Source organism: Bradyrhizobium sp. NAS80.1, assembly GCF_001908205.1.
In the GTDB taxonomy this organism is placed as follows: Bacteria; Pseudomonadota; Alphaproteobacteria; order Rhizobiales; family Xanthobacteraceae; genus Bradyrhizobium.
The window spans coordinates 33,494-59,361 of the sequence record NZ_LGHL01000068.1; the positions used below are offsets into that span (position 1 = coordinate 33,494).

Genomic DNA, 25,868 nt, shown 5'->3' on the forward strand with positions numbered 1-25,868 from the left:
GAGTACGTGGAAAGACCGCCCGTCTCTCGTGCTATCCCTCAAACGCATCGATCGAGGCGCGGCTGCCGCGCGAGATCAGCGTCTCGTCGGGCACCGACAGCGGCGCGCCATTATCGCGAAAACGGTTGGTGATGGGATAGCGGCGGTCGCGGCCAAAATTCTTGCGCGTCACCTTCACGCCGGGTGCGGCCTGGCGGCGCTTGTATTCGGCGATGTTCAGGAGATGGTCGATGCGGGCGACCGTCTCGCGATCAAAGCCGGCGGCGATGATCTGGTCCAGCGGCTCTTCGCGCTCGACCAGGCGCTCCAGGATGGCATCGAGCACGTCATAGGGCGGCAGCGAGTCCTGGTCGGTCTGGTTCTCGCGCAATTCCGCAGTCGGCGGACGCGCGATGATATCAGGCGGAATCACCTCCCCCGCCGGCCCGAGCGCACCGTCCGGCTTCCAGGTGTTGCGCAACGCCGCCAGCCCAAACACTTGCGTCTTGTAGATGTCCTTGATCGGATTGAAGCCGCCGTTCATGTCGCCGTAGAGCGTGGCGTAACCCACCGACATTTCCGACTTGTTGCCGGTGGTGACCACCATCAGCCCGGTCTTGTTGGAGATCGCCATCAACAACGTGCCGCGGGTGCGGGCCTGGAGATTCTCCTCGGTGATGTCTGGCGGCAGATTCTTGAAGATGCCTGAGAGGATGGTCTCGAAGCCATTCACGGCTTCCGCAATCGGCAAAACCTCGTAGCGGATGCCGAGATGGCCGGCGAGCTCGCCGGCGTCGGCGATCGAGCTCGCCGCAGTGTAGCGATAAGGCAGCATCACGCCATGCACCTGGTCGGCGCCGAGCGCATCGACCGCGATCGCCGCGCACAGCGCGGAATCGATGCCGCCGGAAATGCCCAGCAGCACGCCGGGAAAACCGTTCTTGGCGACGTAGTCGCGCAAGCCAAGCACGCACGCCGCGTAATCGGCCTGATCGCCCTCCGGCTGCTCTGCAATCGGCCCCGTGCAGCGCCAATCCTCGCCGTTCCTGACGAAGCGCAGCGTGGTGATGCTCTCCTCGAATGCCGGCAATTGCGCCGCGAGCGAGAGATCGCCGTTAAGCGCGAAGGAGGCGCCGTCGAATACCAGCTCGTCCTGGCCGCAGACCTGGTTGAGATAGACCAGCGGCAGGCCGCTCTCTGTCACGCGCGCCACCGCCACCGACAGGCGCACGTCGCTCTTGTCGCGGGCATAAGGCGAGCCGTTCGGCACCAAAATGATCTCCGCGCCGGTCTCGGCCAGCGTCTCGACCACATTCTCGTAGTCCTCGGACTCCTCGAGCCAGATGTCCTCGCAAATCGGCACGCCGATGCGCACGCCGCGCACGGTCACGGGTCCCGCGGCAGGGCCGCGCGCAAACAGCCGCTTCTCGTCGAAGACGCCGTAGTTCGGCAGATTGCACTTGAAACGCAGCGCTGCGATCCGGCCGCCGTCGAGCAGCGCACAGGCATTATAGAGCCTGCCGTCCTCGACCCAGGGTGTGCCGACCAGCATGGCCGGGCCGCCATCGGCGGTCTCGCGCGCAAGGCCTTCGATCGCGGCGCGGCAGGCGGCCTGGAAGGCCGGCTTCTGCACCAGGTCTTCCGGCGGATAGCCGGCGATGAACAATTCCGGAAACAGCACGAGATCGGCGCCGTCGGCAACGGCCTGCGCGCGCGCGGCACGCGCCTTTGCGGCATTGCCCTCGATGTCGCCCACGGTCGGATTGAGCTGGGCTAGCGTGACCGCAAATTCGTTGAGACGTTGGGTCATGGCTGCCGCGCTCCGATCATTCGGCTAGAGCATGATCCGGAAAAGTGTGGAGCGGTTTTCCGAAAGATCATGCTCAAACAACAACCTAAAGCGCGATGCGCGCTTTAGAGGAACCCCAATCGCTCGACGAGGGCAAAGATCCAGAACGCACCGGACATCAGCAGCGCAATGCCGACCGCGGCCGAGCCCATGTCCTTGACTCGGCCGATCTGCTTGTCGTGGTCCATGGTGAGGCGGTCGGCGAGCTTCTCGATCGCAGTGTTGAGCAGCTCGACCACCAGCACGAACGCTACGGCACACACCATTTCGACCGCGCGCATCGCGGTCGCGGCGATGAACCACGCCAGCGGCAGCGACAGCAGGAGCGCAAAGATCTCCTCGCGGACGGCCTGCTCCGAGCGGAACGCAAAGGCCAGACCGTTACGGGAGTTGATCGTGGCCTTCCAGATCCGCAGCAAGGTCCTAGAGCCCCGCGGCGAACGGCATCGGCTTGGTCTTGCCGACGCGTTCCTGCTTGAGGAGCTCCGCGACCAGGAAAGCCATGTCGATCGATTGCTCGGCATTGAGACGGGGATCGCAGACCGTATGGTAGCGGTCGTTGAGATCCTCGTCCGTGATCGCGCGGGCGCCGCCGAGGCATTCGGTGACGTCCTTGCCGGTCATTTCCAGATGCACGCCGCCAGGGTGAGTTCCTTCTGCCGCGTGGATCGCGAAGAACGACTTCACCTCGGACAGGATGCGGTCGAACGGCCGCGTCTTGTAGCCTGACGTGGAGGTGATGGTGTTGCCGTGCATGGGATCGCAGGACCAGACCACAACCCTGCCCTCGCGCTTCACGGCGCGGATCAGGTTCGGCAGGTGCTCGCCGACCTTGTCGGAGCCGAAACGGCTGATCAGCGTCAGGCGGCCGGGCTCGTTGTCCGGATTGAGCACGTCGATCAGCTTCAACAGCTCGTCGGGCTTGAGCGACGGGCCACACTTGAGTCCGATCGGATTCTTGATGCCGCGGAAATACTCGACATGGCCGTGATCGAGCTGGCGGGTGCGGTCGCCGATCCAGATCATGTGGCCGGAGGTCGCGTACCAGTCGCCGGTCGTGGAATCGACGCGGGTCATGGCCTGCTCGTAGCCGAGCAGCAGCGCCTCGTGGCTGGTGTAGAAGTCGGTGGCGCGCAGCTCGGGATGGCTCTCGAGATCGAGGCCGCAGGCGCGCATGAAGTTGAGCGCCTCCGAGATGCGGTCGGCCAGCTCCTTGTAGCGGCGGGACTGCGGACTATCCTTCAGGAAGCCGAGCATCCACTGATGCACGCTGCCGAGATTGGCGAAGCCGCCGGTGGCAAAAGCGCGGAGCAGGTTCAGCGTCGCGGCCGACTGGCGATAGGCCATCAACTGGCGCTGCGGATCCGGCACACGCGCTTCCTTGGTGAAGGCGATGTCGTTGACGATGTCGCCGCGATAGCTCGGCAGCTCGACGCCGTTGGCCTTCTCGGTCGGCGAGGACCGCGGCTTGGCGAACTGGCCGGCGATGCGGCCGACCTTCACGACGGGAACGGCGCCGGCATAGGTCAGCACCACCGCCATCTGCAGCAGAACGCGGAAGAAGTCGCGGATGTTGTTGGCGCCGTGCTCGGCAAAGCTCTCGGCGCAGTCGCCCCCCTGGAGCAGGAAGGCCTCGCCGGCCGCAACGCGGCCCAAGGCCTTCTTCAGATTGCGCGCCTCGCCCGCAAACACGAGCGGCGGAAAGGTCGCAAGCTGGGCCTCAACGTCGGCCAGGGCCTTGGCGTCGGGATAATCGGGCACCTGTAGCACCGGCTTGCTGCGCCAGGACTCGGGCGTCCACCGCTCGGACATCGCAATCTCTCCGTGAAGCAAAAAGTGCAACCTGATCTGTGGGTTGCGAGGGCCGCCTTATACACAGGCTAGTCCCCGGCCGCCAGTTGTAAATCCATTTCGCACTGCAAACCCTTGCGGCGAAAGCCGAATTCGCATTTGCTGGGAACCGCGAAGAAACCGGCAAGACACCCTCCGCCCATGGACGCGGCACAGGACGACGTTTTCATCGACGAGATCAGCTTCCCGGCAACCGACGGGTATAGGCTGACCGGCACCCTGTTCCTGCCGCGCGGCGCCAAGCGCCGCGCCATCCTGATCAATTCGGCGACCGCCGTCCCGCGCAAGATCTATCGTGGCTTTGCCTCCTATCTCGCCCATCGCGGCTGCGCGGTCCTGACCTACGACTATCGCGGCATCGGCGACTCCCGGCAGCCGGCGCCGGTCGGCAACAACCAGCCGAAATCGCTGGTCGGCTTCACAGCCTCGATGTCGGATTGGGCCGCGCTCGACGTCACCGCCGCGGTGCGCTGGATGCGCGAGCGCTACAACACCCTGCCCCTTGCTATGTCGGCCACTCCTTCGGCGGCCAGGCGCTGGGGCTGATCGAGAACAACACCGAGATTTCGCGCGCCGTATTCCTCGCCTCGCAGGCCGCGACCTGGCGGCTGATGAGCTCACCCGAGAAATACCGCGTCTTCGCCTTCATGAATTTCGTCGGCGTACCCCTGGTCCACATGCTCGGCTACGCACCGGGCTGGGTCGGCATCGGCGAGGACCTCCCCAAGGGCGTGTTCCTGCAGTGGGCCGAGTGGGTCTCCAGCCCCCGCTATCTCTTCGATTCAAAACTGCCGGCGCTTGAGAACTTTGCCAAGTTCAAGGGAGAGCTGCGCGCGTTGTGTTTCTCGGACGATCCGTGGGCGACGCGGCCGGCGGTCGAACTGCTCACGAGCGGCTTCACCGCGATCAAGCCGGAGGTGCTGACGGTGAAGCCATCCGACGTCGGCGCCAAGGCGATCGGCCATTTCGGTTTCTTCCGCCCCGAGCACCGCGACACGCTGTGGCGCGGCGTGGCGGAATGGATCCAGGGAGAGTGAGCCTCAACGCTCAGCCGAACGTGAAGGCGTAGGCCTGGACGCCGGGATCGAGGAAGCGGATCTCGAAAGTGTGGTCGGTCACGGCGTCCGGGTTACGGACGAGCTGGTAGAGCCGCTGCGTCGTGACAACGCCATTGCCGTCGGCGTCAGCATCCAAGCCATGCGCTGCGCCGGGCGGCTTGCCGTCGATGGTGATGCGGAAGCGGATGCTGGCCCCTTCGCTGGCGGGACCGAGCACGAGATGCAGGTCGCGGGCGTGAAAGCGGTAGATGATGCTGCCGCCCGGCTCGTTCAGTTGCGCGCGCTCCGGCCCGACCGTCCAATTGCCCGTCAGCGACCAGTCGTTAAGCTGCGGCTCACCCGCCGCGTAGACGTGGCCCTCGTCCTTCACCACGCCGCCGGGCGAGACGAAATTCTCGCTGCGGTCATACCCGACATAAGTCTCGTGCGATTGGACCTCAGCGCTGTCGGAGGCGGCCTCCGCGCCCGTCGCCTTGACGGCAACGATGTCTGACGGAACGTTCTTGTTGCCGGCCTCGCTCAGCAGCGTCTGGATGACGCGCTCGGACTCTGCATACTCGCCCTCACCGAAATGATGGTGACGGACCTTGCCGTTGGCATCGATGAAGTAGTGTGCGGGCCAGTACTGGTTCTCGAATGAGCGCCAGATCTTGTAGTCGTTGTCGATCGCGACGGGATAGTCGATCTTCAGGGATGCAACGGCATTCTTGACGTTGTCGACATTGCGCTCGAAGGCGAATTCGGGCGCGTGCACGCCGATCACCACGAGACCACGGTCGCGATATTTCTCCGCCCAGGCGCGGACGTACGGAATCGAGCGCAGGCAGTTGATGCAGGAATAGGTCCAGAAATCGACGAGGACGACCTTGCCCTTCAGCTCCTCAAAGGTGAGCGGCGGCGAGTTCAGCCACTGCTGCGCGCCGGCGAGCGAGGGATTGAGATCCTCGACCATCAGGTCAGATGCGGACTCGCCGGCCGGCTTGGCCTGCATCGACGGCCCGGTCATCGCCGTCTTGGCGTTCGGATGCAGCCTGTCGAGCAGCGCCTGCTCCAGCGACGTCGTGCTGCCGACCGAAAGGTTGGTGAGGAAGCCGGTATCCAGGCCGAGCGATATGGCTACGACGGCCGCAAGCACAGCAACGCCGACCCCGCGCCTGATCCATTCGCCAGCCCCGATCGAGCGCTTCATCGCGGCGAAGACGCGGCCGCCGACCACGAGTGCCAGCGCCAGCGACGTGGCGGCGCCGGCCGCGTAAACCAGCAGCAACAGTGCCGTCCCGGCATTTGCGCCCTGGAGCGCGGCGCCCGTCAGGATCAGGCCGAGCACCGGGCCGGCGCAGGGCGCCCAGAGAAGGCCGGTCGCAATTCCGAGCACGAAGGGCGCTACAAGGCTGTCCTTGCCCGGCTGGTCCGCCGATTGCGACAAGCGCGCACCGACCGCCACGAGCGGCCGCATCAGGCGATCGGCGAGTCCGGGAAACACCAGCGTCAGGCCGAACACAGCCAGCAGGACCAATGCGGCGGCACGCCCGTATTGATTGGCCGAGACCACCCAGCCGCCAGCCACGGAGGCAAGCGTGGCGACGACGGCGAATGCCAGCGACATGCCGATCAGCATCGGCAGCCCGTTCCTGAGGAACGGTCTATCGGCGCGGGCCAGCACGAAGGGAATGACCGGCAGGATGCACGGGCTCACGATGGTCAGCACGCCACCGAGATAGGCAAGCAGAAAGAGGATCATGAACCCGCTCTTACCACCGCCCGAAGGGAGCGATCTTCACAAGACCGTTTTCGCCGAGCGCCGAATCTGATCCTCGGCCGCCTGAGTTAGCGGATGATCGTCGTCAGCGACGAATAGCGCTTGTTCGGCTTGGCTTCGCTCGGCGCGAATTGCGCAAAGGCGTCGCTGACGCGGACCGCCGGCGGCGTATCGCCGGCAAAGCGGAATTCCTTCGGCCGTGGCGCGTAGAAGCTGGCGCGGTAGTAGGCGTCGTCGAAGCGCGCCTCACCGACCCCGAACAATGCGTCGCAGACGAACAGGAGCGCGTAGACTCCCGCCATCGCAGCGACGATCTCCTTGAGAACTGACATGCTGATGCCCAACCCTGTTGCCGGGAAGGATGCACGCCGGTTCCAAAGCCGAGGTTTAAGGCCGCGCGGTTCTTGTCCGCAGGGTTTGCCGCCGCTGAGCGGATTGCAGACAATTCTATCGATCTTGAAAGAGAACCCACGCGAGGGCGGTACCGAGGGCTCGCAGTGCTACACCGTCACCTTGTCCGCGGCGGGCAAGAGTGGCAATCTTTGGCGCAATCGGCCAAGAGACTATCAAGAGACCGTCAAGAGACCGCATCATGTCGCGTGCGAACGCCAAATCGCTTCCCCAGCTGAGCGTTCGTATCGACCTCGACAGCGAGGATCGGATCGGGCCGGGCAAGATCGAGCTTTTGGAGCAGATCCGCGAGCACGGCTCGATCTCCGCGGCAGGCCGCGCCATGGACATGTCCTACAAGCGCGCCTGGGATCTCGTCGACGAGATCAACCGCATTTGCGGCCATGCCGCGGTCGAGCCCCAGGCCGGCGGCAAGAACGGCGGAGGCGCGATGCTGACCCCATTCGGTGAGGGACTGGTTGCACGCTATCGCAAGATCGAGCGCGATGCCGCGCGCGCCGTGCGCAAGGAGCTGGAAGCGCTCAGGAGCGACATCTCCCGTTCGCGTAAATCCTGACAGTCGGATTGGCAGGATCGTGCATAACGAGGCTTGGCCCGAGCTGGTCGTTTTGCCTACCGTGTAGGATCGCGATTGCGCCCCTCGCCCTCAGCCGTGACCGTGGCCGTGACCGGCCTCCTTGCGGTGCGCGTTGTCGGCAAGGCGGTCGACCCAGGCGATGCCGATTGCGGAAATGATGAAGGTCAGGTGGATTAGCACCTGCCACATCACGCCGGTCTCGGTGAAATTGCTCCGCGTCGTGCCGAGATTGCCCGCCTCGATGAAGGTCCTGAGCAGAGAGATCGAGGAGATGCCGACGATCGCCATGGCGAGCTTGATCTTGAGCACGCTGGCGTTGACGTGGCTCAGCCATTCCGGCTCGTCCGGATGGCCGCGCAGGTTCAGGCGGGACACGAAGGTCTCGTAGCCGCCGACGATCACCATGACGAGCAGGTTCGAGATCATGACGACGTCGATCAGCCCGAGAACGGTCAGCATGAGCTGCTGCTCGTTAACGTCGAACCAGTGCGCGGTGAGATGCCAGAGTTCTTTCAGGAACAGCAGCACATAGATGGCCTGCGCGACGATGAGGCCGATATAGAGAGGCAATTGCAGCCAGCGCGAGCCGAAGATCAGGCGTGGAAACAGGCCGATCGGCGGCTGCGACGCAGGCCGCGCCAAAGGTGCTTTGAGTTCAATCGACATTAGTCACTCCGGATTGCAGACAAGAATTGCCGCCTCAGAGACTCGCGATCACAGGCGCGAGCTCGAGCGAGCCGCGATAGATCATCTCGAAGGCGACGTAAACGATGATGGCAAGGCCGACATAGGCGATCCAGCGCTGCTTCTGCAGCACGCGACCGAGCAGGTCCGCGGCAACGCCCATCAGGGCGACCGACAGCAAGAGGCCGAAGGCAAGGACGTAGGGATGCTCGCGCGCGGCACCCGCGACCGCGAGCACGTTGTCGAGCGACATCGAGACGTCAGCGGCGACGATCTGCGCCGCGGCCTGGCCAAAGGTCTTGCGCGGCGCGGGAGCAGCATTTCCGCCGCCGCCATGGCTGAACGCAAGCTGGCTGGAGTGCGCGGCCTGCTCACGCAGCTCGCGCCACATCTTCCAGCACACCCAGAGCAGCAGCACGCCGCCGGCGAGCAACAGGCCGATGACTTGCAGGAGCTGGGTCGCGACGCCGGCAAAGACGATGCGCAGCGCGGTGGCCGCGACGATGCCGACGACGATGGCACGCCGGCGCTGCTCGGCCGGCAGGCCGGCGGCGGCAAGGCCGATGACGACGGCGTTGTCGCCGGCGAGCACAAGGTCGATCAGGACGACCTGGAGCAGCGCGGACAGCGCGTCGGCGGTGATGAATTCAGTCATGATTGATCATTTTTGGCTGCGGACGGATCGAGCCATTGCGGCTTCTTCCGCTCGACCCAATCCAGGACCTTCGAGCGCGAGGAGCGCAGCGCGGGCACGTCTTCTGCGAGCAATGCCAGACCGAGCGGCAGCATCCAGACGCCGAGCACCGGCAGGAAGGAGAACACGCCGCCGACGACGAGCAGCGCGCCCGAGGGGATCCTCACCCAGCGGCTTGACGGCTTGAGCAGATAGGAGACGGTGCCCTCCATGCGCGGCGGCAGGCGATGGACCAGCTTGTCGAGGCGCGGGTCGCCGCCGGCCATCTGGCTGGCGGCGTCCCCGGTCGCCGTTGTGCGCTCGTCCGAAGCTGAGCTCACGCGCACTCCTTTGAGGCGGCGCTTGTCGCACTCGGCCCGACCTGCTTTGCGCGCGGCAACACCAGCGTCAGCAGGCGCAACAGCTTGATCGCCTGCACTTCATGCGGATGAATGTCTTCGTCCGCGGCCGCAACGCGCTCCGACAGCTCGATCAGATGCGCTGAGAGCGGCAGATCCGAGACCGGCCGCAGCGTATCGATCACCACGTTGGCAAAGTCCGGCTCCTCGAGCCGCTCGGCCAGTTCGTCGAACATCGCAAACAGCCTGTTGTCGCCGATGTGCGGCGCCCATCCGCGATCCCTGATGAAACGGATCACCTCGTCGCGCTCGACCGGCGAGACTCGCCGGTCAGCGACGGCGACGAGTGCGCCGGCAATGACGAGCGCGACCGCAGCTTGCTCATTGAGGCTGAACGGTTCGGTGATCTCGAGGTCGATCGGATTTGAATATTTGGCGTCAGACATCGTTGCTCCTCAATCTTGCGAAATGGCCGCGCGGAGCTGCGATGGGGACGATTGAGTCGGAGGGAACTAAGAGGGCCCGACAATCGGCTGATCCATCGCATTCGCGCGGGACAGGTCATCCGACATCGCGAGGTTTGCCGGCATTGCCGACGGCCTCGCCAGAGGGGCCCGGATTGTTGTTCTCTCCAGAAATAAAGCGCGGTCTGTCGGAATCAAGGCGACAAGCCTGCGACCAGCCGCCGCATCGGGTTCCACGTGTGCTCTCGTGTCCCGGACGCGCTGCAGCGTGCAACGCTGCGGCGCAGAGCCGGGACCCAGAATGCCGCACATTCTTGGCCGTCGCATGGGCCCCGGCTCTGCGGCGCATCGCTAAGACGCGCTGCGCTGCGTCCGGGGCACGAGACAGTATCTTGTCGCTGCGCTCGCAATGACGGAGCCGAGCGCGCGTCCTATCCCACCCGCTCGACAAGATGCGCACGTGACGGAGCCGGATCGAACCGATCGCCGAAATATTGCGTTTCGTGTGTCACCAGTCCGTCACGGAATTCCATGATGCTCACCACGTAGGACGGGACCCCGTCGTAGGTCAGGACGAACTCACTCACCCAGAGGTCGCCGCCGCCGACGATCCGCCGAACCGTGAAGCGCTTCCGGTTCGGCTGCACGAAGCGGCTCTCCTGAATGTTCCTGCGGCCGTGGATGCGCTCGCCCGACTGCGGATAGTCGAGCACCGCATCCTCGCGATAGATGTCATGCTCGGCCTCGAAATCGTTCGCGTCCGAAGCGTCCCAATGGCGCTGGAGCGCCGCAAGCTTCGCCTGATCGTCCATCGCGATCTCGGATCTTGGCTTCTCTCATGTCGGGCAGCCGGACCGGATTGAAGCCGGTGCCCCCGGAATGAAGATATACAACGTGGCCCTCACTGCGTACTGATCACGAGCATGAGAGAACGTTCCTGCTCGAACGGTGGACGACCCGGATGAAAACACGCTCGGAGCGCCGCGCCGGCCGCATGGGCGCGCGGCAGATCTACGAGGCGCTGAGAGATCAGATCATGGCGCGTGTCTACGGCACGGACGGGCTGCTGCCGTCCTCGCGCGCGCTGGCCGGCGAGATGGGCGTAGCGCGCTCCACTGTCACTGTCGCTTACGAACAGCTCGCCGCTGAAGGCTTCATCGAGACCCGCCATGGCGCCCGACCCCGCGTGGCCCGCGCCGTCGTCGAACGGGGACGCACGCGTAGCGCATCCCGGCCGTCGGCGCGCAAGGTGCAGCTCTCGGCATTCGGCGAGCGGCTGCGGCAGGACCCGCCCCGCTGGACCGAGCCGCCGCGCGGGCTCGTTGCGAACTTCCGCTATGGCGAGCTCTCGCCGTCGGACTTCCCGGTGCTGGCGTGGAAGAAGGCGACGACTGCTGCGATGACGCGCAGGCCCGAGCGGCTCGCCTATGACGATCCCTGCGGCGCGCTGCGGCTGCGCACGGCACTTCAGGGCTACCTGTGGCGATCGCGCAGCATACGCTGCGACGTCGACCAGATCGTCGTGGTGAACGGCTCGCAGCAAGGCCTCGACATCTGCGCGCGCCTGCTGCTCGACGCCGGCGACCGCTTCGTGATGGAGGATCCCGGCTACCAGATGGCGCGGCACACTTTTGCGGCGGCGGGCGCCGAGGCGATGCCGATCCCGGTCGACGCGGAAGGTCTTCAGACCGAGCGGCTCGATGGCGTCGAAGCCCGTCTCGCCTATGTGACGCCGTCCCATCAATATCCGCTCGGCGGGGTCATGCCGATCGGGCGCCGGCACCAATTGCTCGCCTGGGCCAGGAAGAACGACGCCTACGTGATCGAAGACGATTACGACAGCGAGTACCGTTACGACACCAAGCCGATCCCGCCGCTGCATGCGCTGGAGAGCAGCGACAACGTGATCTATCTCGGGACCATCTCCAAGACGCTCTCCCCGACCTTGCGGATCGGCTACCTGGTCGTGCCCGCCGGGCTGCGCGAGCTGTTCGCCGCTGCCAAGCAGATCATGGACCGGCACACCCCGCTCATCGAACAGGACGCCCTCGCCGCGATGCTGGAGAGCGGCGCTTATGAGAGCCATGTCAGGCGCGTGCGCCGGCGCAACGCCGAACGCCAGCAGGCGCTGCTCGGTGCGCTGCGCCGCCGGTTCGGAGATCGCGTCAGGATCGACGGCGCGGCCGCCGGCTTGCACGTGGTGGCCTGGTTCGATGATCTGCCGCAGAAGCGCGAGGATGCCCTGATCAAGGCGGCCCGCGCAAAGAGCGTTGGCATCTATCCCGTCTCGGCCCTGTTCGACAGCCGCTCGACAGGCAACAGACGAACGCGGATGACCGTCGGCCTCGTCATGGGCTATTCGGCGCTGGAGATCGCCCAGATCGAGCGCGGCTGCAAGCTTCTGGCGCAGGCCATCGACGAACTGGACTGACGAAAACATCGAAAACTGGCCGTTTCTCACAGACCAGATTCAGGCTATCTCCGGACCAACACCGGAGACAGGCCATGTACATCCCTCCCGCCTTTAGGGACGACGACATCGAGAGCATCCGGGCGACCATTCGCGGCGCCCGCCTCGCCAGCCTCGTGACGGCCACCGCCGAGGGGCCGGTCGCCACCCCACTCCCCCTCTTCCTCGACGAGAGCGAAGGCGAGCATGGCGTGCTGTACGGGCATATGGCCAAGGCCAATCCGCAATGGCAGCTGCCCCCGATCGGAAATGCGCTGGCGATCTTCAGCGGTCCCGACGCCTATGTGACGCCGTCCTGGTACGCGACCAAGCAGGAGACCGAAAAGGTCGTGCCGACCTGGAACTACATCGCGGTCCATGCCTACGGCCCGGTGGAGTTCTTCCAGGAACCGGAGCGCTTGCTCGAAGCGGTGACGCGGCTCACGAACAGGCACGAAGGTGCGCGCGCGAAACCCTGGGCCGTCAGTGACGCCCCCGCCGATTTCATCGCCGCGCAACTGCGCGGGATCGTAGGCGTGCGCATTCCCGTCGTGCGGTTCGAGGGCAAGCGCAAGATGAGCCAGAACCGTCCCGAAGCCGACCGCGTCGGCGTCGCACAAGGGCTTGCGGCAAGCGACAACGCGCATGATCGCGAGGTTGCGCCCTTGATCCCGCTTCCAGTGTGACGCGCTCGCGCGCGCTGACGGGACACAGCGTCAGGCTTCGGTCTCCTTGCGCCGGCGCTCGGCGTATTCTGCTCCCCATCCGAGGCCGAGCGTCACGGAGATCAGCGAGCCGAGTAGCACGCCGAACTTCGCCGCGTTCAGCAGCTTGTCGTCCGTGAACGCGAGCATGGCGATGAAGATCGACATGGTGAAGCCGATGCCGGCCAGGAGCCCGACGAGACAGACCCCGCCCCACGAAACGCCTGGCGCCAATCGGCACCAACCTGTGCGCACCGCAAGCCACGTCGCGCCGATCACCCCGATTGGCTTTCCCGCGCACAGCGCGAGTGCGACGCCGAGCGTCACGAGCTGCGCGCCGCCAGTCAGTTCCGTGCCGGTGAAATTGACACCGGCATTCGCCAGCGCGAACAGCGGCATGATCCCGTAGGCGACCCAGGGATGCAGCGCCGTCTGAACGCGGACGACGGGCGGCACAATCCCAGGATTGGCCGACCGCACCGGTGTCATCAGGCCAAGCACGACGCCTGCAAGCGTCGGATGCACACCGGCGATGAGAAGGCCCGTCCAGACGATGAACGCCGGCAGGATGTAGGCGAACGCGGAGGCCAGGCCGAGCCACTGAAAGCCAAACGCGATCAGAACGCCGAGCGATGCGACGGCAAAGCCGTTGAGATCCAGCCCGCTGGTGTAGAACAGCGCGATGATGACCACTGCGACGATGTCGTCAATGATGGCAAGCGCCAGCAGAAATACCCGGACGTTGGCGGGGATCGATCGCCCCAGCAGCGCGAGCACACCGACGGCGAACGCGATGTCGGTTGCAGTAGGTATTGCCCAGCCCTGGCCGCGCGCGGCAACGTTGTTGAAGCTCAGGTAGATCAGCGCAGGAACAACGACACCGCCCAAGGCGGCAAGCACCGGCAGAATCGCCTGATCGAATTTACTGAGCGCACCCTCGTGAATCTCGCGGCGGATCTCCATGCCGACGACGAGGAAGAACACCGTCATCAGGCGTCGTTGATCCAGAAGTGCAGCGATCTGACGAAGACAAACTCGCCGAGGCGAAGCGAAATCGGCAAGTTCCAGAGGTGGTGATACGCGTGAGCAAAGGGCGAGTTGGCCCATAGCAAGGCAGCGGCCGCGGCCACCAGCAACACGACACCGCTGATGGCCTCGACATGCAGGAAATGCTGCAGCGTGGTGAGCGCTCGCTCGACAAAAAACGGGGATTTGGACAGGTCCCTGCCCGGCAGCTGATCGTTCATGGGCGCACGCTTTCCGCGTGGCGGCCCGACCATCGCTTGACCTGGCGCTGCCACGTGCAGCGCGCACCCGGATGCTGTTCTACACAGCGAATGGATTAAGACAACCCCACTCCGCATATGCTGTTTGGGCTCGGCAGCTGGAACCAGAGGTCGAGCACTGCCGCACCATCGCGGAACACGGCAGCTCGGCCGAATTCCAGCTTCGCGCCTATCGCGAAAGCGGTGACGATATCGCAGCCATGTCACGATGGACTGCTACATCGACGACATCAGGGACCGCGCTCCGATCGGAGGCGCCGATCCGGCTGCGTCATAGCGCCCGCGCAAGCTTTGGGAACGATAACGTCGTCCCTGAGTTTGGTGTGCCCTGGAGGAACGCATGAATCACGTCACCTATTGCGCCGGCTGCGGCCACGGCATGGTCCCCATCCTGTCCAAAAAGGGGGCGACACAGCCCAGCTGCTTCTGGTGCGAAGGCGTTGACGCGCGGACGATGGAAATGGCAAAGTGGGCGGACAGCCCAACGGGCAAGCCGGAACGGGCCGCGTTTCAGTCGTTTGACTGAGCTTCGGACGCTCTACGCAACTCTTGTACGCGTAAGCGCTGGCCCTACTCCGCCGCCTGCCGCACATGGCGTGCGGTCGGTGTGCGCATGGTGACGAGCTCTTCGGCCGCGGTCGGATGCAGCGCAATCGTCGCATCGAAATCGGCCTTGGTCGCCCTCATCTTCACCGCGATCGCGACCGCCTGGATGATCTCGGCGGCGGCATCGCCGACGATGTGGCAGCCGAGCACACGGTCTGAGGCACCGTCGACGACGAGCTTCATTAGCACGCGGGTGTCGCGGCCAGACATCGTCGCCTTGATCGGGCGGAACGTCGCCTTGTAGATGTCGACGTGGCTGAATTGCGCGCGCGCCTCGGTCTCGGTGAGGCCGACGGTGCCGACCTCCGGCTGCGAGAACACGGCGGTCGGGATGTTGGCGTGATCGACCTTCACCTCGCGCTTGCCGAACACGGTGTCGGCGAAGGCATGGCCCTCGCGGATTGCGACCGGCGTCAGGTTGAAGCGATGGGTGACGTCGCCGATCGCGTAGATGCTGTCGACCGAGCTCCTGGAGAAACCATCCACCGCGATGCCGCCGTTCTTCGGATTGAGGGCGACGCCGGCCTTCTCAAGGCCGAGATTGGCGACGGCGGGATGGCGGCCGATCGCGAACATCACCTGGTCGGAAGCGATGCTCGACCCGTTCGACAGGTGCGCGGTGAATTCCTCGCCGTGGCGATCGACCTTCGTCACCGTGCAGCCGGTGAGGATGGTGATGCCCTGCTTCTCCATCTCGGCGCGGACATGGATCCGAACATCCTCGTCGAAACCGCGCAGGATGTTGTCGCCGCGATAGATCACGGTGACGTCGGAGCCGAAGCCGGCGAAGATGCCCGCGAATTCCAGCGCGATGTAGCCGCCGCCCTGGATCACGATACGCTTCGGCAGATGCTTCAGGTGGAACGCCTCGTTGGAGGAGATAACGTGCTCGATGCCGGGGATGGCAGCGCCGTGGTTGGGCGCGCCGCCGGTGGCGATGAGAATGTATTTGGCCCTGACCTTCCTGTCGTTCTCGAGCAGGCGGACAGTGTGCCTGTCCTCGATCACCGCGCGGCTCTTGACAATCTGCGCGCCTGACTTCTCGACGTTCGTCGTGTAGGCAGCCTCCAGCCGCGCGATCTCCTTGTCCTTGTTGGCGATCAGCGTCGGCCAGTCGAAGGTGACGGGCGGAACGGTCCAGCCGAACCCCGCGGCGTCCTCGAGCTCGTGACGAAAATGCGAGCCGATCACGAACAGCTTCTTCGGCACGCAGCCGCGGATCACGCAAGTCCCGCCCATACGGTACTCTTCCGCGATCATCACGCGCGCGCCGTAACCGGCCGCGATGCGGGCGGCACGCACGCCGCCCGAACCACCACCGATGACGAAGAGGTCGACGTCGAATTCAGCCATTGTCCACTCCGACCTCTACAGCATGATCCGGTAGCGCAAAGTCTGCGGCGGTTTTCCCTCGCGACAAACGCGGAACGCGTTTGCGCGGAGATCATGCTCAAATAACAACCTAAAGCGCGATGACGCGCTTTAGGGATTTCTGATCAGATAGTGTCTGTCAGATGTCCTTGCCACGCTTGCGCATCTCGGCGCGGAAGGCACCCATCACGGTCTCGGTGAAGTTCTGGGCCCAGGAATTCATGAAGGCCATGCTCAGTCCGATAGCCTTGGGTTCAGCCGTGATCAGCTTCTGGCCGAGCGGCGACTTGTAAAAGACGACCAGATCCTTGAGCTCCTGCTCGGTGAATTCGCTGGCATAGACCTGCGCCATGCCCTCGCCGATCTCGGCCTGGCGGCCGGCGAGCTGTTGGGCCACGATCGGCGCGACCTCGTTGAGATCTTTCTGGTAGTTGAGGTTCTGTTGGATCAGCGCGCCCTTGGTCTTCTCGACCATGCCCGGCACGGCATTGGCGTACATTGCGCTGGCGTTCTTCAACGCCAGGATCTCCTTGGCCGCAGCGATGGCGGCCGGAGACGATTTCGGCGGAGTCCCCTGCTGCGCGATGGCCGGAGCGGCCGAAATGAACAACCCTACCGCGAGGGCGGCGGCCGGCAAGAATTTCAAAACGCTTTTCATTCCTAGTCTCCTTTCGGCTTTCGCCGTTCAATCACGCGGATTCCCTCGCCACCCGCCAGAACAGCCGAGCTGGCCAAGCCGATGAACAACCCATGCTCGACCACGCCGGGGATCGCGCTCAACGCCTTGGCGAGGCTGGGGGGATCCTCAATCCGTCCGAGCTGGGCATCGACGATCCAGTGGCCGCCATCGGTGACGAAAACGTGGCCATCCCTGGCCTTGCGGACCGCCATTTGCCCGGAAACGCCACATTCCGCAAATGCCTTCTCGATCGCCCGGCGCGTCGCGCCAAGCCCGAACGGGATGACTTCGACCGGCAGCGGAAAGCGGCCGAGCGTCGGCACCCATTTGGTGTCGTCGGCAATCACGATCATGCGATCCGAGGCGGCCGCCACGATCTTCTCGCGCAGCAGCGCGCCGCCCCCGCCCTTCATGAGGTTGAGCGCCGGATCGATCTCGTCGGCACCGTCCACGGTGATGTCAAGATGGTCGATCTCGTCCAGCGTTGTCAGCGGCACGCCGCAGCGCTCCGCGTCGGCGCGGGTCGCTTCGGAAGTCGGCACGCCGATCACCTTGAGCCCGGCGCGCACGCGCTCGCCGAGCAGCTCAACGAAATGCTTGGCGGTCGAGCCTGTGCCGAGCCCGAGCTGCATGCCGTCACGCACCTCCTCGAGCGCGCGCGCCGCAGCCTGCCGCTTCAACTGGTCCATGTTCACGTTTGCGCCCGCCTTTGAATTCACGAAGGTGCCGTCGATATAGGCCGCTTTCGGCGGCCTATGTAGCCTCGTTTTTCCCCGGAGAACAGGTCTGGGGGACAGGCCTATTAACTGATCTTATGGCCCCGCCCTTGCGCCGGTACGGCCGGGCCGGTAGCGCTTTCGACATGGCCTCCCCTCACACCATCGTCTTCGATCTCGACGGCACGCTAGTGGATACGGCGCCCGATCTGATCACCGCGCTGAACTACGTGCTCGACCGCGAAGGGCTGCCGCCCGTGCCGATGCAGTCGGCCCGCAACATGATCGGCGCCGGCGCCCGCAGGCTGATTGAGCGGGGGCTGGAGGCCAAGGACCGCACGGTCACCGTCGCGGAGATGGACCGGATGACGGCGGATTTCATCGCCTATTATGCCGACCATATCGCCGTCGAATCCCGCCCCTTCGAGGGGCTCGAGGCGGCGCTCGACCAGTTTGCGGCGCAGGGCCATCGGCTGGCAGTCTGCACGAACAAGCTGGAATGGCTGTCGAAGCGGCTCCTGGACCAGCTCGGCCTGAGCCGGCGCTTCGCGGCGATCTGCGGCGCAGACACCTTTGGGGTCCAGAAGCCGGACCCGACCATTTTCCGGCAGACGGTGGCGAGGGCTGGCGGGGAGCTGAAGGCCAGCATCATGGTCGGCGATGCCGGAACCGATGTCGGGGTGGCCCGACGGGCCGGGGTGCCCGTGATCGGGGTCAGCTTCGGCTACACCGACGTGCCGATTGCCGAGCTGAAGCCGGACCGTCTGATCCATCACATGCGCGACCTGCCGGCCGCCGCCAGCAGCCTGATGTCGGCGTAGCCCCACAAGCTACTGACAACGTTGGGTTATTCTGCGTAACTCTGCATTAACCATCTACTAACTATGCATATCGCGCCGGTTGCCTGCCCCAGGCGACGCCCCTAAGGTCCGGCCGGGGATGTGGCGGTTCGTCGCAGTAGAAGTGGATGGGTCATGCGTCGTGTCATCGCGCTAGCGGGAGCGAGCCTCCTGGGGGCAACAAGTCTAGGCGGCTGTTCCTCGACGTCCTGGGACATGTTCAAATCGGCACCGCCGACGGTCCAGGTCCAGCTTGAATCCAGTCCCCCGGGCGCTGATGCCAAGACCTCGCTCGGTCCGGGCTGCAAGACCCCCTGCTCCGTCTCGGTTCCCGCGCCCGACGCTCCCTTCACAGTCAGCTACGCCCTCCCAAAGTACCAGCCCGCGAGCGTACCGGTGAACGTGATCAAGAATCCCGGCGATTTCACCACGCCCGCCTCGGTCGCAACTGACCCGAGCCCGGTCTTCGCGGAGCTTCAGCCATCCACCCCGCCGAAGCCGGTCCGCAAGCCGCACCAGCCCAGAAAGCCGAAACCGGCAGCAGCAGCAGCGCCCGCCGCCGCGCCAGCCGAGGCTGCAGCGGCCGCGGCCTCGCCATTCCCCGACCCGAGTGCGGGCACGCGCTGACCTCGGTATAGACCCGATTGTCCTTGGCGCGTCCGATGCTTAGATTGCTTCCGGAGCACCGCTGACGCAAAGGTGCGCCCGTCGCCGTAAGTGACAAGGCATTTGGTATGAACGGATCTTCCGCGAGCTCCCGCGCCGCGCTGTCGAGCGCAATGACCGATCCGTTCGGGCGGACCATCTCGTACTTACGCGTCTCGGTGACCGACCGCTGCGACCTGCGCTGTTTCTACTGCATGTCGGAAGACATGACGTTCCTGCCCAAGGCGGACCTTTTGACGCTGGAGGAACTCGACCGGCTCTGCTCCGCCTTCATTGCCAAGGGCGTGAAGAAGCTGCGACTCACGGGTGGCGAGCCGCTGGTCCGGCGCAACGTGATGACGCTGGTCCACTCGCTATCGCGTCATTTGACGAGCGGTGCGCTGAACGAGCTGACGCTGACGACCAACGGCACGCAGCTCGCCAAGCATGCAAGTGAACTTGCCGATTGCGGCGTCCGCCGCATCAACGTCTCGCTCGACACGCTCGATCCCCGGAAGTTTCGCGAGATCACGCGCTGGGGCGAGATCGACAAGGTGCTCGAGGGCATCGAAGCCGCGCGCGCTGCAGGCCTTAGCGTGAAGATCAACGCGGTGGCGCTGAAGAACCTCAACGAGGACGAGATCCCCGAGCTGATGCGCTGGGCCCATGGCAAGGGCATGGGGCTGACGCTGATCGAGGTGATGCCGATGGGCGAGATCGGATCAGGACGGCTCGACCAATATCTGCCGCTGTCGCTGGTGCGCGCGCGCCTCGCCCAGCAGTTCACGCTGACGGATCTGGCCGAGAGCACCGGCGGGCCGGCGCGTTATGTCAGCATCGCCGAGACCGGCGGCAAGCTCGGCTTCATCACACCGATGACCCATAATTTCTGTGAATCCTGCAACCGGGTACGCATCACCTGCACCGGGACGCTGCACACCTGCCTCGGCCACGAGGATGCCTCCGATTTGCGCAAACCTTTGCGTGCATCGAGCGACGATTTGCTGCTTGCGGATGCGATCGACCGCGCCATCGGGCTCAAGCCCAAGGGCCACGACTTCATCATCGACCGCCGCCACGACCGCCCCAGCGTTAACAGGCACATGAGCGTCACCGGCGGCTGACGATTCGTCCCACTCCCCGCCAACCTAAGGTTTTGACTGCGCGTCAATTTGCCCATTTTCCGATTGACGGCACGCAAGCCCGCTGATTTGGTGCGACCGCCTTTGCTTGCCCGGCAGCAATAAGCCGGCCTGCCCCTTTGGCGGTCGCGGTCAAGACGGCAAGGCACGAGGGGAGGACTGACGCCGTAATCGCTCCGGAAAACGAGCCGTGTGGCCGCGTGCATCAGCATGCGGACCGAGCGATGCGCGCCGATGCCTCCCGTGAAGTCCAAAGCGCGATGAGATGGGGATGAATCATCATCGCGCCCCCGGGTTGTTGTTCGAGCATGATCTCTTCGGAAAACCGCTTCACACTTTTCCGGATGATGCTCATGGCCGCGACGGAGAGAAAGTAAGATGCGTCCATTGCTGGCGGTGAGCAACGCCATCGACCTCCTCAACGAGAAGATCGGCTACGTCTGTAATCTTCTCGTGCTCCTGGCGTGCCTGGTCAGCGCGGTCAACGCCATGATCCGCTATGCCTTCAGCTACTCCTCGAACGGCTGGCTGGAGCTGCAATGGTACATGTTCGCGATCCTCGTGATGTTCGGCTCCGCCTACACCTTCAAGCGCAATGAGCATGTGCGGGTCGAGCTCTTCTATTTGACCCTGTCCGAGCGCGGCCAGCTCTGGCTCGACATGATCGGCACGCTGTTCTTCCTGATCCCCTCCTGCCTCCTGCTCGCCTATCTGTCCTGGCCGTTCTTCATGCAGGCCTATGACGTCGGCGAGATGTCGGGCAATGCCGGCGGCCTGATCCGCTGGCCCATCAAGTTCGTGATTCCCGCCGGCTTCGTGATGCTGGCGCTCCAGGGTGTTTCCGAAGTCATCAAGCGTATCGCGGCTCTCCAGGGCTATGTGACGATCGACGCCAAGTACGAGAGGCCGACCCAATGATTACGCTGGAGATGATGCCGCCGTTGATGTTCGGCGGCCTGGTTCTGGCGATGCTGATCGGCTTCCCCGTCGCGTTCACGCTGGCGGCGGTCGGCCTTTCCTTCGGCTTCCTCGCCATCCATCTCGGGTTCTTCGACCTCAACTTCCTCCAGGCGATTCCCGGCCGCGTGTTCGGCAGCGTGCTCTCCAACGAGCTGTTGCTGGCGATTCCCTTCTTCACCTTCATGGGCGCCATATTGGAGAGATGTGGGCTGGCCGAGGACATGCTGGATTCGATGGGCCAGTTGTTCGGCCCGGTCCGCGGCGGCCTCGGCTATTCCGTGATCATCGTCGGCTTCATCCTCGGCGCCATCACCGGCACGGTGGCGGCGCAGGTCATCGCCATGGCGCTGATCTCGATGCCGATCATGATCCGCTACGGCTACAACATGCGCTACATCACCGGTGTGCTCGCGGCCTCCGGTACGATCACGCAGCTGGTGCCGCCCTCGCTGGTGCTGATCGTGCTCGCCGACCAGCTCGGCAAGTCGGTCGGCGACATGTATCTCGGCGCCTGGGGCCCTCGGTGTTCCAGATCCTGCTGTTCGCCGGCTACACCTTCATCCTCGGCCTGATCAAACCAAGCCACGTGCCGCCGGTGCCATTGGAAGCGCGCACGCTGACCGGCTGGGCGCTGTGGAAGAAGTGCCTGATGGGCATCATCCCCTCGGCCGTGCTGATCTTCGTCGTTCTCGGCACCATGATGATGGGTCTTGCGACCCCGACGGAAGCCGGCGCCATGGGCGCGGTCGGTGCCATCGTGCTCGCGGCGATCCACCACAAGGACTTCACCTCGACCGACCGCAAGGTGCTGATCATCGGCGTGATCTCGGCCGGCATCGGCACCATCGTCGCGATGCTGTTCACTGAGAACCTGATCTTCAAGATCGCGTTCGCCGTGACTTATCTGGCGGTAGCCTGGATCTGCATCTCGGCCGCGCGCATCCCCGACCTGCGCGACCTCATCAAGCAGGGCTACGAGTCCACCATGCGCCTCACCTGCATGGTCACCTTCATCCTGATCGGCTCGACCTGCTTCTCGGTAGTGTTCCTTGGCGTTTCCGGCGGTGTCTGGCTGGAGCACCTCCTGACCTCGCTGCCCGGCGGTGTCTGGGGCTTCCTGATCTTCATCAACCTCTTCATCTTCTTCCTGGCGTTCTTCCTCGACTTCTTCGAGATCGCCTTCATCATCCTGCCGATGATCGCGCCGATCGCGCAGAAGATTCTGGGACCCGTCGTCGGCGACGGACCGGCCCTGATCTGGTTCGGCGTGATGCTCTGCGTCAACATGCAGACATCGTTCCTGCATCCGCCGTTCGGCTTCGCGCTGTTCTACCTGCGCGGCGTGGCACCGAAGGAAGTGAAGAGCTCGGACATCTATTGGGGCGCGATGCCCTGGATCGGCCTTCAGATGATCATGGTGCTCATCGTGATCGCATTCCCGATCACGGTGACGGGCCTCCTGGACAAGCCGGTCAATGTCGACCTCGACAAGGTCAAGATCGAGGTGCCGCAGATCGACCTGCCGCCGCTGGATCTGGGACCGCCGCAGAAGTAGCGGACGCCTTCTTCCTTCTCCCCTTGTGGGAACCGGATGGATTGAAACAAGCCGCTGATGCGCCCGAAGTCCGGGCCGGCGCGCTCCCAGCGCGCTGAAGGGCCTTCCTGCGGCTTTCCCTGATGATGCCTAGCGTCGTCCCGCTCAGATGGTCGAGGTCGAGCCGATGCCGTGCGATCGATCTGGTCGCGCCTTTGCGTCTGCCCTGACGTCAGCTCTGAACCTTACCGCCTTTGACCCGGAGCGGTCCTTCAAAGTACCTCACAGCCCCGCGACAAAGTGCTAGGCTCATCCTCCCACACACTCGGTCTTTGGCAGGGGCTCATGCGACGGCGGGATTTCGTCGCCAGGATGGCGGCCAGCGGCGTACTGGCGGTGCTTTCGTCGAGGTACGCAGAAGCCGCACAGCGGGTTTGGCGCTTGGGTCTACTCACACTCGCGGGGACCGCTGGCGCCAACGCTGTCGGTTCTATCATGCTGCCCTACTTGGCGACCCGGGGCTTCGTTGAAGGTCGTAACTTAGTCCTTGATGTTCGCATGGGTACGGAGGAGCAAATGCCGGCGCTGGCGCAAGCGCTGGTCAGCGACAAACCCGATGTCATCATCGTCACATCCGATTGGGCGCTTTATCCCGCCCGTGCAGCAACGAACACCATTCCGATTGTCGCTGCGCCCATGGGCGCAGACCCTGTCCGCGCCGGCGTCGCCGAGAGTTGGGCGCATCCGGGGGGCAACGTCACGGGCGTTTGTCTGATCGCGGGGGAACTTGAGGTCAAGCGTCTGTCCCTCCTTCATGAGGCCTTGCCATCAGTGCATCGAATTGCGGTGATGTCCGCTCATCGCAAGGTCGTGGAAGCGGGCTTTCCGCCCTTGCGCAAGGTTGCTGCCCAGGCCGGACTGGAACTGATCGAAATTTGGGTCGAGGGCCCAAACGATTATGATGCTGCGTTTGCTGCCATGCGCGCAGGCGGCGCAGAAGCGCTCGTCATCGTGCCAACACCGGAACTATTTCGCGACAATGGAGCGCTCGTCGCGCTTTCGGCAAAGGCTGGATTACCGACCATCGGAGGCTTCCGCGAGAGCGCCGTACAAGGCTTGCTCATTGGCTATGGCCCAAGTCTTAAAGAACTTGGCCAGCAGGCGGCAAGCTATGTGGAGCGCATGTTCAATGGCGCGCACGCAGGCGAGCTACCGTTTCAGGGCCCTACACACTTCGACTTCGCGATCAACATGAAGACGGCCAAAGCGCTTGGCGTCACGATACCACCGTCTCTTCTTGTGAGCGCCGAAATTATCGACTGAGGTCTTGGTGGCTAAGCAGACGTGAGCCCGAGGGCACGTCTCAATGATGGCGATGGTGTTTGCAGGTTCGCATCGATGTTGTGATGACGCGCGAAACGCAGGAGATGGCGGCCCCTCCGTAATCGGGCGTCGGGTCCTTTGGGTCCCGCCGAAAAAGCGAGGTGCGCGCGACGGCGCGATGCGAGGATATTTGCCACCGCGCAAATCGCGTTTAATTTTTGTACCATTCCGCACACAAAGGCGATGCTCGGGCCGGTCTCAAGAACGCCGAAGCGAAGCCTCGGCTATGGCGCCAGATGAGGGGTTCGCTCGCGCGCTCAATTGAGAGCAAGACTCGTGGGAAAGACCCCTCACCCATCTCGCCGCTATCGCAGCGAGCCCCCTCTCCCACAAGAGGAGAGGGTGCAGCGTCAGCGCCGCGACGCCGCACATGATCGAGAGGCCGGCGCGCGTGACAAGCGCCCGCAACAGGGGCATACCGGGCCATCCTCCAACCTATGGGCCGCCACGCATGCCTCGATCGCACCCCGCTCCATCACTCGTTGGCTCGTTAATCGCATCGCTCTGGCTGGCATGTGCTGCAACCGTGGCGCATGCCGAGCCCAATGCTAATGCCATGGCCGATATCCATGCGCTCGCGCAACAGGAGCAGCAGCCGCTGCTCGACACGCTGCGCGATCTCGTCAACATCGAATCCGGCAGCAAGGACATCGACGGCCTGAACCAGATCGCCGAGCGCGTCGCCGGCCAACTCAGGCAGCTCGGCGGCACAACGGAGATTCTGCAGCCCACCGACATCTATCGCCTCGACGATACGCCCGAGAAGATCGGCCCGGCCGTGCACGCCGTCTTCAAGGGCACCGGCAGCAAGAAGATCATGCTGATCGCCCACATGGACACGGTGTACCTGAAGGGCATGCTGAAGGATCAACCGTTCCGCATCGACGGCGACAAGGCCTACGGCCTCGGCATTGCCGACGACAAGCAGGGCGTCGCGCTCATTCTCCATACCGTGGCGTTGCTGCAGAAGCTGAACTTCAGGGATTACGGCACGCTCACGGTGCTCACCAATGGCGACGAGGAGATCTCATCGCCCGGCTGGCGCGGCACCATCACCCGGCTCGCCTCCGATCAGGACGTGGTGTTCTCGTTCGAAGGCGGCGGCACCGACGGCACGCTGCGCCTCGCCACCAGCGGCATCGGCTCGGCCTATCTCACGGTACACGGCAAGTCGTCGCATGCGGGGGCAAGGCCCGAGGGCGGCGTCAATGCGCTCTACGAGCTCTCGCACCAGGTGCTGCAGATGAAGGACCTGTCCAAACCCGAGCAGGGCCTGAAGCTGAACTGGACCGTCTCCAGGTCCGGCACCAATCGCAACGTGATCCCTGCCGACGCCACGGCCCAGGCCGATGCGCGTGCGCTCAAGGTGGCGGATTTCGACGAACTGGAGAGGGCGCTGCAGGACAGTATCAGGAACCGCCTGCTCCCCGACTCCAAGGTCGAGCTGAAATTCGAGGTGCGTCGGCCGCCGCTCGAAGCCAACGACGCCTCGCGCCGCGTGGCGGCCCACGGCAAGACGATCTATCAGGAGCTTGGAATGCCTCTCAAGGTCGACGAGAAGGCGACCGGAGGCGGCACCGACGCCGCGTTTGCCGCGCTCAAGACCAAGGGAGCCGTGGTGGAAGGCATGGGCCTGTCGGGCTTCGGCGCGCATTCCAACGATGCCGAATATGTGCAGATCAACAGCATCGTGCCTCGTCTCTATCTGGCCACGCGCATGATCATGGACTTGTCCACCGGCAAGCTGAAATAGCCGCCCCTCGCCGCGTCGGGCGGATTTGCAATCGGGATAGGGGGGCGTCTCGCGACGCCGCCCCTCCCACACCACCGGACATACGGGTCCGTATCCGGCGGTTCAGCGGATTATGCGGGCCGCGGTGCCGCGACGGA

At 64.4% G+C, this 25,868-nt stretch carries 23 protein-coding genes and 3 pseudogenes; 12 read left to right on the plus strand and 14 right to left on the minus strand.

Features of this window, described 5'->3' with window-relative positions:
* Window positions 1-31: 31 nt before the first annotated feature.
* The 3 genes from AC629_RS17150 to AC629_RS17160 all read right to left on the minus strand — a co-directional run bounded on the left by AC629_RS17150 (window position 32) and on the right by AC629_RS17160 (window position 3,640).
* Window positions 32-1,789 (minus strand): NAD+ synthase, encoded by a 1,758-nt coding sequence (locus tag AC629_RS17150; protein WP_084806157.1) that lies wholly within the window; start codon window positions 1,787-1,789, stop codon window positions 32-34.
* A 104-nt stretch (window positions 1,790-1,893) separates the two neighbouring features.
* Entirely contained in the window at window positions 1,894-2,247 is a 354-nt protein-coding gene (locus AC629_RS17155) for a diacylglycerol kinase (protein ID WP_084806159.1), read from the minus strand.
* 4 nt (window positions 2,248-2,251) lie between these two features.
* Window positions 2,252-3,640, minus strand: a complete 1,389-nt coding sequence (locus AC629_RS17160) for a class II 3-deoxy-7-phosphoheptulonate synthase (RefSeq protein ID WP_084806161.1) — start codon at window positions 3,638-3,640, stop codon at window positions 2,252-2,254.
* A 180-nt stretch (window positions 3,641-3,820) separates the two neighbouring features.
* On the opposite strand from AC629_RS17160, the pseudogene AC629_RS17165 reads away from it, so the two are divergent.
* Window positions 3,821-4,716, plus strand: a pseudogene (locus AC629_RS17165) (alpha/beta hydrolase family protein).
* A 10-nt stretch (window positions 4,717-4,726) separates the two neighbouring features.
* Here the strand turns inward: AC629_RS17165 and AC629_RS17170 are convergent.
* Both AC629_RS17170 and AC629_RS17175 read right to left on the minus strand, forming a co-directional pair.
* Window positions 4,727-6,478, minus strand: coding sequence for a cytochrome c biogenesis protein DipZ (locus AC629_RS17170; RefSeq protein WP_084806163.1), 1,752 nt, complete (start codon window positions 6,476-6,478; stop codon window positions 4,727-4,729).
* A gap of 86 nt (window positions 6,479-6,564) precedes the next feature.
* The gene (locus tag AC629_RS17175) at window positions 6,565-6,828 is read right to left on the minus strand and encodes a hypothetical protein (RefSeq protein WP_084806203.1); all 264 of its coding nucleotides are present in this window, start codon (window positions 6,826-6,828) and stop codon (window positions 6,565-6,567) included.
* A 260-nt stretch (window positions 6,829-7,088) separates the two neighbouring features.
* Here AC629_RS17175 and AC629_RS17180 point away from each other — a divergent pair, with 260 nt between their 5' ends.
* Complete coding sequence (locus tag AC629_RS17180; protein ID WP_084806166.1) at window positions 7,089-7,463, plus strand: winged helix-turn-helix domain-containing protein; 375 nt, start codon at window positions 7,089-7,091, stop codon at window positions 7,461-7,463.
* Window positions 7,464-7,553: 90 nt separating this feature from the next.
* Here the strand turns inward: AC629_RS17180 and AC629_RS17185 are convergent, their stop codons facing one another.
* From AC629_RS17185 to AC629_RS17205, 5 genes are all read right to left on the minus strand, one after another.
* Window positions 7,554-8,150 (minus strand): TIGR00645 family protein, encoded by a 597-nt coding sequence (locus AC629_RS17185; protein WP_084806168.1) that lies wholly within the window; start codon window positions 8,148-8,150, stop codon window positions 7,554-7,556.
* Between the two features lie 34 nt (window positions 8,151-8,184).
* Window positions 8,185-8,823 carry a TerC family protein gene (locus AC629_RS17190; protein ID WP_084806170.1) on the minus strand — a complete coding sequence of 213 codons (639 nt, stop codon included), beginning with the start codon at window positions 8,821-8,823 and terminating at the stop codon, window positions 8,185-8,187.
* Entirely contained in the window at window positions 8,820-9,182 is a 363-nt protein-coding gene (locus tag AC629_RS17195) for a hypothetical protein (protein WP_084806205.1), read from the minus strand. The genes AC629_RS17190 and AC629_RS17195 overlap by 4 nt, the downstream gene beginning before the upstream one ends.
* Window positions 9,179-9,646: a tellurite resistance TerB family protein gene (locus tag AC629_RS17200; RefSeq protein WP_084806172.1), complete on the minus strand. Its 468-nt coding sequence runs from the start codon at window positions 9,644-9,646 to the stop codon at window positions 9,179-9,181. The genes AC629_RS17195 and AC629_RS17200 overlap by 4 nt, the downstream gene beginning before the upstream one ends.
* 449 nt (window positions 9,647-10,095) lie before the next feature.
* Window positions 10,096-10,476 carry a nuclear transport factor 2 family protein gene (locus AC629_RS17205; protein WP_084806173.1) on the minus strand — a complete coding sequence of 127 codons (381 nt, stop codon included), beginning with the start codon at window positions 10,474-10,476 and terminating at the stop codon, window positions 10,096-10,098.
* A gap of 149 nt (window positions 10,477-10,625) precedes the next feature.
* Between AC629_RS17205 and pdxR the strand changes: the two genes are divergently transcribed.
* Together pdxR and AC629_RS17215 are read left to right on the plus strand one after the other, a co-directional pair.
* Complete coding sequence (pdxR, locus tag AC629_RS17210; protein WP_084806175.1) at window positions 10,626-12,095, plus strand: MocR-like pyridoxine biosynthesis transcription factor PdxR; 1,470 nt, start codon at window positions 10,626-10,628, stop codon at window positions 12,093-12,095.
* Between the two features lie 74 nt (window positions 12,096-12,169).
* On the plus strand, window positions 12,170-12,799 hold the full coding sequence (locus AC629_RS17215; protein WP_084806177.1) for an FMN-binding negative transcriptional regulator: 630 nt from the start codon (window positions 12,170-12,172) through the stop codon (window positions 12,797-12,799).
* Window positions 12,800-12,829: 30 nt separating this feature from the next.
* On the opposite strand, the pseudogene nhaA reads toward AC629_RS17215, so the two are convergent.
* Window positions 12,830-14,064 (minus strand): annotated as a pseudogene (gene nhaA, locus AC629_RS17220) (Na+/H+ antiporter NhaA).
* A gap of 379 nt (window positions 14,065-14,443) precedes the next feature.
* Between nhaA and AC629_RS17230 the strand changes: the two are divergent.
* On the plus strand, window positions 14,444-14,629 hold the full coding sequence (locus AC629_RS17230) for a hypothetical protein (RefSeq protein WP_084806179.1): 186 nt from the start codon (window positions 14,444-14,446) through the stop codon (window positions 14,627-14,629).
* Between the two features lie 44 nt (window positions 14,630-14,673).
* Here the strand turns inward: AC629_RS17230 and gor are convergent, their stop codons facing one another.
* From gor to rpiA, 3 genes are all read right to left on the minus strand, one after another.
* Entirely contained in the window at window positions 14,674-16,062 is a 1,389-nt protein-coding gene (gor, locus tag AC629_RS17235) for a glutathione-disulfide reductase (RefSeq protein ID WP_084806181.1), read from the minus strand.
* Window positions 16,063-16,219: 157 nt separating this feature from the next.
* Window positions 16,220-16,738: a DUF2059 domain-containing protein gene (locus AC629_RS17240; RefSeq protein WP_084806183.1), complete on the minus strand. Its 519-nt coding sequence runs from the start codon at window positions 16,736-16,738 to the stop codon at window positions 16,220-16,222.
* 2 nt (window positions 16,739-16,740) lie between these two features.
* Window positions 16,741-17,454: a ribose-5-phosphate isomerase RpiA gene (gene rpiA, locus AC629_RS17245; protein ID WP_143199195.1), complete on the minus strand. Its 714-nt coding sequence runs from the start codon at window positions 17,452-17,454 to the stop codon at window positions 16,741-16,743.
* 167 nt (window positions 17,455-17,621) lie between these two features.
* On the opposite strand from rpiA, the gene AC629_RS17250 reads away from it, so the two are divergent.
* The 7 genes and pseudogenes from AC629_RS17250 (at window position 17,622) to AC629_RS17280 (ending at window position 25,731) form a co-directional block, all read left to right on the plus strand.
* Window positions 17,622-18,296 carry an HAD-IA family hydrolase gene (locus AC629_RS17250; protein ID WP_084806186.1) on the plus strand — a complete coding sequence of 225 codons (675 nt, stop codon included), beginning with the start codon at window positions 17,622-17,624 and terminating at the stop codon, window positions 18,294-18,296.
* Window positions 18,297-18,449: 153 nt separating this feature from the next.
* A complete protein-coding gene (locus tag AC629_RS17255; protein WP_084806188.1) occupies window positions 18,450-18,941 on the plus strand; it encodes a hypothetical protein in 492 nt (163 codons plus the stop codon).
* Window positions 18,942-19,048: 107 nt separating this feature from the next.
* The gene (gene moaA / locus AC629_RS17260) at window positions 19,049-20,083 is read left to right on the plus strand and encodes a GTP 3',8-cyclase MoaA (RefSeq protein WP_084806190.1); all 1,035 of its coding nucleotides are present in this window, start codon (window positions 19,049-19,051) and stop codon (window positions 20,081-20,083) included.
* A 396-nt stretch (window positions 20,084-20,479) separates the two neighbouring features.
* Window positions 20,480-21,019 (plus strand): TRAP transporter small permease subunit, encoded by a 540-nt coding sequence (locus tag AC629_RS17265; RefSeq protein ID WP_084806192.1) that lies wholly within the window; start codon window positions 20,480-20,482, stop codon window positions 21,017-21,019.
* Window positions 21,016-22,616 (plus strand): annotated as a pseudogene (locus AC629_RS17270) (TRAP transporter large permease). Before AC629_RS17265 ends, AC629_RS17270 begins: the two are co-directional and overlap by 4 nt.
* Window positions 22,617-23,153: 537 nt before the next feature.
* Window positions 23,154-23,918, plus strand: coding sequence for an ABC transporter substrate-binding protein (locus tag AC629_RS17275; protein ID WP_283846908.1), 765 nt, complete (start codon window positions 23,154-23,156; stop codon window positions 23,916-23,918).
* Window positions 23,919-24,429: 511 nt separating this feature from the next.
* On the plus strand, window positions 24,430-25,731 hold the full coding sequence (locus AC629_RS17280) for a M20/M25/M40 family metallo-hydrolase (RefSeq protein WP_084806195.1): 1,302 nt from the start codon (window positions 24,430-24,432) through the stop codon (window positions 25,729-25,731).
* Window positions 25,732-25,868 lie beyond the last annotated feature (137 nt).

Bases quoted from the DNA above. Each gene is read 5' to 3' on its own strand.
- AC629_RS17150 (WP_084806157.1), bottom strand. From the start codon at position 1,789: ATGACCCAACGTCTCAACGAATTTGCGGTCACGCTAGCCCAGCTCAAT.
- AC629_RS17160 (WP_084806161.1), bottom strand. From the start codon at position 3,640: ATGTCCGAGCGGTGGACGCCCGAGTCCTGGCGCAGCAAGCCGGTGCTA.
- AC629_RS17170 (WP_084806163.1), bottom strand. From the start codon at position 6,478: ATGATCCTCTTTCTGCTTGCCTATCTCGGTGGCGTGCTGACCATCGTG.
- AC629_RS17175 (WP_084806203.1), bottom strand. From the start codon at position 6,828: ATGTCAGTTCTCAAGGAGATCGTCGCTGCGATGGCGGGAGTCTACGCG.
- AC629_RS17180 (WP_084806166.1), top strand. From the start codon at position 7,089: ATGTCGCGTGCGAACGCCAAATCGCTTCCCCAGCTGAGCGTTCGTATC.
- AC629_RS17185 (WP_084806168.1), bottom strand. From the start codon at position 8,150: ATGTCGATTGAACTCAAAGCACCTTTGGCGCGGCCTGCGTCGCAGCCG.
- AC629_RS17190 (WP_084806170.1), bottom strand. From the start codon at position 8,823: ATGACTGAATTCATCACCGCCGACGCGCTGTCCGCGCTGCTCCAGGTC.
- AC629_RS17200 (WP_084806172.1), bottom strand. From the start codon at position 9,646: ATGTCTGACGCCAAATATTCAAATCCGATCGACCTCGAGATCACCGAA.
- AC629_RS17205 (WP_084806173.1), bottom strand. From the start codon at position 10,476: ATGGACGATCAGGCGAAGCTTGCGGCGCTCCAGCGCCATTGGGACGCT.
- pdxR (WP_084806175.1), top strand. From the start codon at position 10,626: ATGAAAACACGCTCGGAGCGCCGCGCCGGCCGCATGGGCGCGCGGCAG.
- AC629_RS17215 (WP_084806177.1), top strand. From the start codon at position 12,170: ATGTACATCCCTCCCGCCTTTAGGGACGACGACATCGAGAGCATCCGG.
- AC629_RS17230 (WP_084806179.1), top strand. From the start codon at position 14,444: ATGAATCACGTCACCTATTGCGCCGGCTGCGGCCACGGCATGGTCCCC.
- gor (WP_084806181.1), bottom strand. From the start codon at position 16,062: ATGGCTGAATTCGACGTCGACCTCTTCGTCATCGGTGGTGGTTCGGGC.
- AC629_RS17240 (WP_084806183.1), bottom strand. From the start codon at position 16,738: ATGAAAAGCGTTTTGAAATTCTTGCCGGCCGCCGCCCTCGCGGTAGGG.
- AC629_RS17250 (WP_084806186.1), top strand. From the start codon at position 17,622: ATGGCCTCCCCTCACACCATCGTCTTCGATCTCGACGGCACGCTAGTG.
- AC629_RS17255 (WP_084806188.1), top strand. From the start codon at position 18,450: ATGCGTCGTGTCATCGCGCTAGCGGGAGCGAGCCTCCTGGGGGCAACA.
- moaA (WP_084806190.1), top strand. From the start codon at position 19,049: ATGAACGGATCTTCCGCGAGCTCCCGCGCCGCGCTGTCGAGCGCAATG.
- AC629_RS17265 (WP_084806192.1), top strand. From the start codon at position 20,480: ATGCGTCCATTGCTGGCGGTGAGCAACGCCATCGACCTCCTCAACGAG.
- AC629_RS17275 (WP_283846908.1), top strand. From the start codon at position 23,154: ATGGGTACGGAGGAGCAAATGCCGGCGCTGGCGCAAGCGCTGGTCAGC.
- AC629_RS17280 (WP_084806195.1), top strand. From the start codon at position 24,430: ATGCCTCGATCGCACCCCGCTCCATCACTCGTTGGCTCGTTAATCGCA.